Below are 8,213 nucleotides of genomic sequence, written 5' to 3' on the forward strand. Positions count from 1 at the left end.
TCGCTATAATATGTAGCGATAAAGATTTTACATGGAGGATATAATTTGATGGAAGAAATTTTTTTGACCCGTAAGGAATACATCTAAGAAAAGCGCCTGATGACATACTTGTGAGACATTTCCCCGCAAGGCGTCTTTTCGTTGTAGTTAAAAATTTCTGTAAGCAATTATATCCTCTATGCTTGTAAAATCTTTATCGTGTCCTATATAGTTAATTTCAGACATAATTATTTTTGAAAGGAGCAGATGATTTTGGAAACAGGCTTATTGTTGGCTATAGCTATTTTACTGCCCGGTTTAAGTGCCGTATTGTGCTACATTATGCGAAGGGACACAGTGCGCAAATTTATAGTTGCAATTTCCGCTGTGATACTTTTTGGTGTGGCAATAGAGCTTGCAAGGCTGTTAATTGCAGGTGGCGGAAGGATAGCTGTAAGCCTTGAGGATATGCATATTGACTTGAATTGGGCTATAAAGGGCATTGATATGCTTCTGCTTTGCTATATAGCGTATCTGGGCATAAGACTTAAAAAGCACATTATATTGGTGCTTTCTGCGCTGCAGGCCATACCCTTTTTGCTTTTTGAGGTGTTTCACGTGTTTGGCCCGGTAAAGGAGCCACACTTTGCGTTTGTTATTGATTATTTGTCCCTTGTTATGATACTTCTGGTGTGTATAATAGGGCCCGTAATTACATTGTTTGCAATAGGCTATATGAAGGAGCATGAGCACCATCTAGCATTAAAGACATCAAGACAGCCCAGATTCTTCTTGGTATTGTTTATTTTTCTGGCTGCTATGAATGCCATGGTTATGACGGACAATTTATCGTGGATGTACCTATTCTGGGAGATAACCACGCTTTGCTCATTCCTTCTGATATCGCATGACGGTAATGAACAGGCTGTAAATAATGCTTCCAGAGCCTTGTGGATAAATTCTCTGGGAGGGCTTGCCTTTATATGTGCAATAGTGCTCATATATAAAGCAAAGGGCACGCTATCCATTGAAGAAATATCTCAATCAAGGAATGCGGGAGAGGCTTTTATAGGAATGTTTCCTATAGGCTTAGGGCTTTTGTGCTTTGCAGGCTTTACAAAATCCGCTCAGTTTCCGTTTCAGAGCTGGCTGCTTGGGGCCATGGTGGCTCCTACCCCCGTATCGGCACTGCTTCACTCAAGCACCATGGTTAAAGCAGGTGTTTATCTTGTGGTAAGGATGGCGCCCGCATACAGTGGAACTGTTCTGGCAAACGTTGTAGCGATGGTGGGAGGGTTTACCTTCCTTGCGGCATCAGCCATAGCAATAAGCCAGAGGAACGGTAAAAGGGTGCTTGCGTATTCCACAATTGCCAATCTGGGACTTATAATATGCTGTGCCGGAATGGGGTCGTACGCTGCCATAGGAGCCGCCGTTATGCTTATGATATTCCATGCCGTTTCAAAGGGACTGCTGTTCCTCTGCATCGGTACTATAGAAAATGGAATTGGAAGCAGGGATATAGAGGATATGCAGGGGCTGATGAAAAAAATGCCTTTTACGACGGTAATAACGGTAATAGGGATGATATCCATGCTGCTTCCGCCGTTTGGGGTTTTGATAACAAAATGGCTTGCTATTGAGTCCTCTGTAAATTCTCCTTTGGTTTTGCTGGCGATTATACTTGGCAGCGCATTTACGGTGGTATTCTGGTCTAAGTGGATAGGAATTATACTTACAATGTCCTATAAGCCCAAATACATCGTCGAGAGGCTTTCCTTATGGGTAAGGGGCTCGCTGGTGATCCTTATTTCGGCAGTGCTGGCGGCAAGCATACTGATAGTGCCTATGTTTAACGGCCTTATAAAACCGTATCTTACAACATTAAGTATTTCAGGCGGGCCGGAGCTTGAGGGAAGGGGACTGGGTGTAATTATGCATTCAGCCGACGCTTCCATTATAGGGGGATTTGCCTCTATATTGTTTTTTGCCGTAGTATTTGTGCTTATGGTTACAATACCTTATTTCTTAAGGAAGACAAAGGCTGAAAGCGTTAAGCCTCCATACCTGTGCGGTGAGAACATGAATAACGACATAAGAGGGCTTGAGTTTATCAGTCCGGGAGACAAGGTGGAAGAGGTTGTTGTGCACAACTACTATATGGCAGGCTTTTTTGGAGAAAAAAATCTTACGCTGTGGACTAATCTTGTAGCCTCTGCCATTATAATCATAATGTTTGGGGTGGTGATAAAATGATAAGCTTAGCAAGTATACTGACGGCTGTTATAGCCATAATAGCGGCGCCTGTCATTGGAGGGCTTCTGACGGGCATAGACAGAAAAGTCAGTGCCAGAATGCAGAACAGATATGGGCCTCCGTTGCTGCAGCCGTTTTATGATTTTTTTAAGCTCTTGGGAAAGGAAAGCATTACGGTTAATCAGACGCAAATGGTATATGTACTGGGACATCTGTTTTTTGCGGTGGCCAGTATTGTAATGCTGGTTTTAAAAAGTGATCTTCTCATGCTTATATTTATACTGGCCTTTTCGGGAATATCATTAATAATAGGAGCCATGAGTGTGCGCTCTCCATACAGCAAAATAGGTGCTCAGAGAGAAATACTGCAGATGATGGCGTATGAGCCGGTGCTGCTGCTTATGGTTGTAGGCATATATCTTACCACAAAAAGCTTTATGATACAGAGCATATTTGATCACGGGACTCCTTTGATTTACAGTCTGCCGCTCGTGTTTATGGCGTTTCTGTATGTTCTTACAATAAAGCTCAGAAAATCGCCTTTTGATTTCTCCACCTCCCACCATGGGCATCAGGAGCTTATAAAGGGGCTGACTACAGAATTTTCAGGGATTCAACTGGCAATAATAGAATTGACCCACTGGTATGATTTGGTGCTTCTGCTGGGAATGATTGCATTGTTTTTTGCAAATCCGATATGGGTAGGAATATTAATAGCTCTTGGGAGCTTTTTTCTGGAAATGGTCATAGACAATATAAGCGCCAGAATGACGTGGAAATGGATGCTTAAGGCAACCTGGCTGATAGGTATAGGAGCCGCTGCTACAAACATAATATGGCTCTATCTGAAAGTATAGGAGGGTGTTGCAAATGGGTATTATAAGTAAGTCAACAAAAAAATCGCCCTGGATAATGCATTACGACTGTACAAGCTGCAATGGCTGCGATATAGAAACCTTGGCGTGTCTTACGCCTATGTACGACGTTGAACGCTTTGGAATTATTAACGTAGGAAACCCAAAACATGCCGATATACTTGTGGTTACCGGATCTGTAAATAAGAGAAATGTAAGGGTGCTTAAAAACATATATAATCAGATGCCTGAGCCTAAGGCAGTTGTAGCCGTGGGGGCATGTGCATGCACGGGAGGAATATTCAAGGAGTGCTATAATGTGCTTGGGGGAGTAGATAAGGTGCTTCCCGTAGATGTATATGTCGCAGGCTGCTGTGCCAAGCCCGAGGCAATTATTGACGGGATTGTGCTTGCAATGGATAAGCTGGAGGAGAAGGCGCGGGACATGAAAAAGCTTCATTCAGACATTAAAGCCTGCCAAAATGAGGCTTAACGCATAGCTTCGATTAAGAAACAAAAAATCTTTTTGCCTGTATAACGGCATGGGGGGATTACATGATAGAAAATTTAACCGATATTTCTGTGGAACAGCTTCTGACGGAAGCGCACAATATGCTGTTCGACGACTATAGATTTATTACTGCCACCTGTGTGGACAATGGGGATGAAACTCTGGATGTTATATATCACTTTGACAAGGATCTTGAAATGAAAAATTTTAAGATAAGGGTGCAAAAGGGAGCAGAGGTACCCAGCATATCGAAGATTTATTTTTGTGCCTTGCTGGTTGAAAACGAAATGAAGGAGCTGTTTGGAATAAATATAACCAATATAGCCATTGACTACGGAGGGCATATGCTTCTTTCCGATGATGATCTGGAATCTCCCATGCTTAGACAGCAGATAACAATAGAGAGGAAGGGAGATAAATAATATGCCTAAAACGATAATTCCCTTTGGACCACAGCATCCTGTCTTGCCCGAGCCTCTTCATTTGAAGCTGGTTATGCAGGATGAAACCATTGTAGAAGCTATCCCTGCAATAGGGTATGTTCATAGAGGGCTTGAGAAATTAACTGAAACCAAGGAATTTACACAAAATGTTTATATAGTAGAAAGAATATGCGGAATATGCAGCTTTATGCATGCCTTGACTTATTGTCAGGGAATAGAGAGCCTGATGGGGGTAGAGGTTCCTCCAAGAGCAAGGTTTTTAAGGGTTATATGGGCCGAGCTTCACAGGATTCACAGCCATTTGCTGTGGCTGGGCCTGCTGGCGGATGCGTTTGGATTTGAAAGCCTGTTCATGCAGTGCTGGAGGAACAGGGAGAAGGTAATGGACATAATGGAGGAAACCTGCGGAAGCAGGGTTATTATATCGGGGAACACCATAGGTGGTACAAGAAGGGATATATCCTCCGAAATGCTTGTAAAAATATCTTCTGTAGCGGATGAGATACGTGATGACTTAAAAAGGGTTGAGCCGGTGTTCTTTAATGACTATACCGTAAAGCACAGGCTTGTGGGTGTGGGAGTGTTGGAGCGCGAAAAGGCTTATGTTTTGGGTGCTGCCGGGCCTATGGCAAGAGGCAGCGGAATAAGGCAGGATTTAAGGATGACAGGATATGCTGCTTATGGCGAGCTTGATTTTGAGCCGATAGTCGAAACCGACGGGGATTGCTATGCAAGGACAATGGTGAGGCTGAAGGAGGTATACCAGTCGATAGAGCTTATAAAGCAGGCGGCCTCCATCATACCGGAAGGCGAGATCAGCGTTCCCGTAAAGGGCTTTCCAAAAGGGGAGGTTGTTTCCAGAGTTGAGCAGCCAAGGGGAGAGGTGCTGTATTACATGAGAGGCAACGGCACAAAGAATCTGGATAGGCTGAGGGTCAGAACACCGACATTTGCCAATATTCCTGCATTGCTTCAAATGCTTCCGGGAAGCCAATTGGCGGATGTGCCTGTTCTGATTTTGACAATTGATCCATGCATTAGTTGTACCGAGAGGTAATACAAATGGAGGTAGAATTATGTTTGATATGATAAGCAATATATTTAAAAACTTAAGTTCAAAGCCCGCTACCAGAAAATACCCTTTTGAAAAGAGGGAGACATTTAAGGACAGCAGGGGCAGTGTTAAGGGAGTTGACATAGACACATGTATTTTTTGCGGAATATGTGCAAGAAAGTGTCCTTCGGATGCCATAGCAGTGGACAGAAACAGCAAATCATGGGAGATAGATCCCTTTAAATGTGTGGTATGCGGTGTATGCGCCGAGGTATGCCCTAAGAAATGCCTGTTTATGGATGAGCAGTACAGTGCGTCTGCATACAGCAAGGGGAAGAACAAATTTGTTCAGCAGCCCAAGCCTGCTGAAGAGGAACCCGGAAAGGTAAGCGCGTAACACCCCGGGACACCCCGGGGACATTCCTCAAAAGCCGGGGACATTCCTCGACACAGGAGAGGAGTGTCCCCGTACCTTAGACGGTGCGTCCCCGTACCTTAGTCGATAGGAATGATTAAATGCATGAATATGCCGTTACAAAAAGCCTCATAAGCATAGCGGTTCAGGAGGCCCGCAAGGCGGGGGCCTCTAAAATTACAGACATAAAGCTTGTTATAGGGGATTTATCTACCATTGTGGATGAGTCTGTGCAGATGTATTTTGATATAATAAGCGAAGGAACGATTGCCAACGGAGCCAGACTTATTTTTAAAAGAGTTCCTGCCGAGCTTTGCTGCAAGGCCTGCGGGCATAGATTCAATAAACCCCGGCAGGGCTTTACCTGCCCGTTATGCGGCCACTATGGCGTGCCCACGGGCGTGGGTAAGGAGTTTTACATAGAAAGCATTGAGGCGGAATAGAAAACTTCACTTTATAATTAAATATAAATAACGGAGGTAGCCCATGGAAATAAAGGTCATGAAAAATATACTTGATGCAAACAACAGCCTGGCCGAGAAAAACAGGAGTTTTTTTAAGGACAGAAAAATAACGGCAATAAATGTAATGGCTTCTCCTGGAGCGGGAAAAACCAGTATAATTCTAAAAATCATCGAAGCCTTGGGGAACGATATCGGGATAAGTGTTATTGAAGGAGATATTGCCTCCAGTATTGATGCCGACAAGATAGACGGCCTTGGTATCCCTGTGGTGCAAATAAATACAGGCGGGGGCTGCCACCTTGACGCAAACATGATTAAGGCTGCTGTTGATGACTTAAGGCCGGGTCACGACTCCATAATATTTATTGAAAACGTGGGAAATCTTGTATGCCCATCGTCCTTTGACCTTGGAGAGGGTATGCGCATGGTGATCGCCAGTGTTCCTGAGGGGCATGACAAGCCGTATAAATACATATCCATGTTTGAGGGCGCGGATGTTGTTATACTCAATAAGACGGATCTCATACCATATATTGATTTTGACAGTGAGAGCTTTTATAAGGGACTGAGATCGCTTAATGAGAAAGCCCCCTTGTTTGAGGTTTCCTGCCGTACGGGAGAAGGCGTGGAGGAGCTTGCAAAATGGCTTAAAAACGCTGCTTCAGGTAAAAATATTTAAAATAATATTTTATTTGGCTAATTATTGACTTTTTACATTTCAAGCTTTACATACAGCTCATCCCATATTTGCAATGTCTTTTGGCACTTAGAGATTGGGAAATTATTTCTTGGCAAATTGACAGAGCACATATTGCGTCATATAATTAGTATATAATACTAATTATTACAAATAAATGTAAAATTAGTAATAAGGGGATGAGTTCAAATGAATACTAAGGATATGGACAAGCTTAAGGAGATTCTTAACGAGGAAGTTTCTTGTGACAATCTTACTCACGGATTTATTTTGCTTATGAGTATGGAAATTGATATAATGATTGTGGATTATTATCAAAAGCAGCTCAAAAAAAATGATATGCCGGATGAGGGCTGTCAAGAAAAAGCCCTGTGATTTTCAAATTCAGCCGGGGATACCATTTCGATATGCGGCTTTATTAGGTGTATTCTGTTTCTTAGATTCAACCTTTCTATGTACAGTTATCTTATTTTTAGATGCTTAAATTTGAATTTTTAAAATTTTTTATAATCCCATGATGCTAATATCATTATGCCAAATTATTTTAATTGCATAATAGAAATCGCAGGTGCGGAAATCGTGGGACACGCAGGAATTTAGGGCAGACACGCAGGTCTGCCCCTACAGCAAATAATATATAAATATATTGAAATAAAATTATAGAAAAATGATTATTACAATCAGTATGTCTAATAAATTTTAAACAGATTTCTTTAGAATCAATGTTTTTATAATTAAAAAATTGCAGGTGCGGACATCGTGGTAGGGGCAGACCTATGTGTCTGCCCGAAATTGCCTAAAAACGCGGAATACGCAGGAATTCAGGGCAGACACGCAGGTCTGCCCCTACAGCAAATAATATATAAATATATTGAAATAAAATTATAGAAAAATGATTATTACAATCAGTACGTTTAATAAATTTTAAACAGATTTCTTTAGAATCAATGTTTTTATAATTAAAAAAATTGTTGGTGCGAACATCGTGGTAGGGGCAGACCTATGTGTCTGCCCCTACAGCAAATAATATATAAATATTTCGATATTGAAATAAAATTATAGAAAAATGATTATTACAATCAGTATGTCTAATAAATTTTAAACAGATTCTTAGAATCAATGCATATATAATTAAAAAATTGCAGGTGCGGACATCGTGGTAGGGGCAGACCTATGTGTCTGCCCGAAATTGCCTAAAAACGTGGAACACGCAGGGATTCAGGGCAGACACGCAGGTCTGCCCCTACAGCAAATAATATATAAATATTTCGATATTGAAATAAAATTATAGAAAAATGATTATTACAATCAGTACGTCTGATAAATTTTAAACAGATTTCTTTAGAATCAATGCTTTTATAATTAAAAGAATTGTTGGTGCGAACATCGTGGTAGGGGCAGACCTATGTGTCTGCCCGAAATTGCCTAAAATCGTGGAACACGCAGGAATTTAGGGCAGACACGCAGGTCTGCCCCTACAGCAAATAATATATAAATATATTGAAATAAAATTATAGAAAAATGATTATTACAATCAGTA

9 protein-coding genes are annotated in these 8,213 nt (G+C 41.6%); all 9 read left to right on the top strand.

From position 1 onward, the window contains the following. Nucleotides 1-252: 252 nt before the first annotated feature. The 9 genes from DFR58_RS16570 to DFR58_RS16610 all read left to right on the top strand — a co-directional run bounded on the left by DFR58_RS16570 (nt 253) and on the right by DFR58_RS16610 (nt 7,048). A complete protein-coding gene (locus tag DFR58_RS16570; protein ID WP_114298971.1) occupies nt 253-2,235 on the top strand; it encodes an NADH-quinone oxidoreductase subunit 5 family protein in 1,983 nt (660 codons plus the stop codon). Continuing rightward, nucleotides 2,235-3,092 carry a respiratory chain complex I subunit 1 family protein gene (locus DFR58_RS16575; RefSeq protein WP_114299009.1) on the top strand — a complete coding sequence of 286 codons (858 nt, stop codon included), beginning with the start codon at nt 2,235-2,237 and terminating at the stop codon, nt 3,090-3,092. The genes DFR58_RS16570 and DFR58_RS16575 overlap by 1 nt, the downstream gene beginning before the upstream one ends. Before the next feature lie 13 nt (nt 3,093-3,105). Next, on the top strand, nt 3,106-3,582 hold the full coding sequence (locus DFR58_RS16580) for an NADH-quinone oxidoreductase subunit B family protein (protein ID WP_114298972.1): 477 nt from the start codon (nt 3,106-3,108) through the stop codon (nt 3,580-3,582). Nucleotides 3,583-3,644: 62 nt separating this feature from the next. Beyond that, on the top strand, nt 3,645-4,022 hold the full coding sequence (locus DFR58_RS16585; protein WP_114298973.1) for an NADH-quinone oxidoreductase subunit C: 378 nt from the start codon (nt 3,645-3,647) through the stop codon (nt 4,020-4,022). Nucleotide 4,023: 1 nt separating this feature from the next. Beyond that, entirely contained in the window at nt 4,024-5,100 is a 1,077-nt protein-coding gene (locus tag DFR58_RS16590; RefSeq protein WP_114298974.1) for a hydrogenase large subunit, read from the top strand. Between the two features lie 19 nt (nt 5,101-5,119). After that, nucleotides 5,120-5,494 carry a 4Fe-4S binding protein gene (locus DFR58_RS16595; protein ID WP_114298975.1) on the top strand — a complete coding sequence of 125 codons (375 nt, stop codon included), beginning with the start codon at nt 5,120-5,122 and terminating at the stop codon, nt 5,492-5,494. Nucleotides 5,495-5,613: 119 nt separating this feature from the next. After that, entirely contained in the window at nt 5,614-5,955 is a 342-nt protein-coding gene (gene hypA, locus DFR58_RS16600; RefSeq protein ID WP_114298976.1) for a hydrogenase maturation nickel metallochaperone HypA, read from the top strand. Between the two features lie 43 nt (nt 5,956-5,998). Then, nucleotides 5,999-6,655 carry a hydrogenase nickel incorporation protein HypB gene (gene hypB / locus DFR58_RS16605; protein WP_114298977.1) on the top strand — a complete coding sequence of 219 codons (657 nt, stop codon included), beginning with the start codon at nt 5,999-6,001 and terminating at the stop codon, nt 6,653-6,655. 207 nt (nt 6,656-6,862) lie between these two features. Further along, nucleotides 6,863-7,048: a Spo0E family sporulation regulatory protein-aspartic acid phosphatase gene (locus DFR58_RS16610; protein ID WP_114298978.1), complete on the top strand. Its 186-nt coding sequence runs from the start codon at nt 6,863-6,865 to the stop codon at nt 7,046-7,048. Nucleotides 7,049-8,213: the final 1,165 nt, after the last annotated feature.

Origin of the sequence: Anaerobacterium chartisolvens (genome assembly GCF_003337415.1) — a bacterium.
GTDB lineage: Bacteria > Bacillota > Clostridia > Acetivibrionales > DSM-27016 > Anaerobacterium > Anaerobacterium chartisolvens.

Excerpts from the sequence above, each read along its gene's own strand:
- hypA (WP_114298976.1), top strand. The coding sequence starts at position 5,614 with ATGCATGAATATGCCGTTACAAAAAGCCTCATAAGCATAGCGGTTCAG.
- DFR58_RS16595 (WP_114298975.1), top strand. The coding sequence starts at position 5,120 with ATGTTTGATATGATAAGCAATATATTTAAAAACTTAAGTTCAAAGCCC.
- DFR58_RS16610 (WP_114298978.1), top strand. The coding sequence starts at position 6,863 with ATGAATACTAAGGATATGGACAAGCTTAAGGAGATTCTTAACGAGGAA.
- DFR58_RS16580 (WP_114298972.1), top strand. The coding sequence starts at position 3,106 with ATGGGTATTATAAGTAAGTCAACAAAAAAATCGCCCTGGATAATGCAT.
- hypB (WP_114298977.1), top strand. The coding sequence starts at position 5,999 with ATGGAAATAAAGGTCATGAAAAATATACTTGATGCAAACAACAGCCTG.
- DFR58_RS16590 (WP_114298974.1), top strand. The coding sequence starts at position 4,024 with ATGCCTAAAACGATAATTCCCTTTGGACCACAGCATCCTGTCTTGCCC.
- DFR58_RS16585 (WP_114298973.1), top strand. The coding sequence starts at position 3,645 with ATGATAGAAAATTTAACCGATATTTCTGTGGAACAGCTTCTGACGGAA.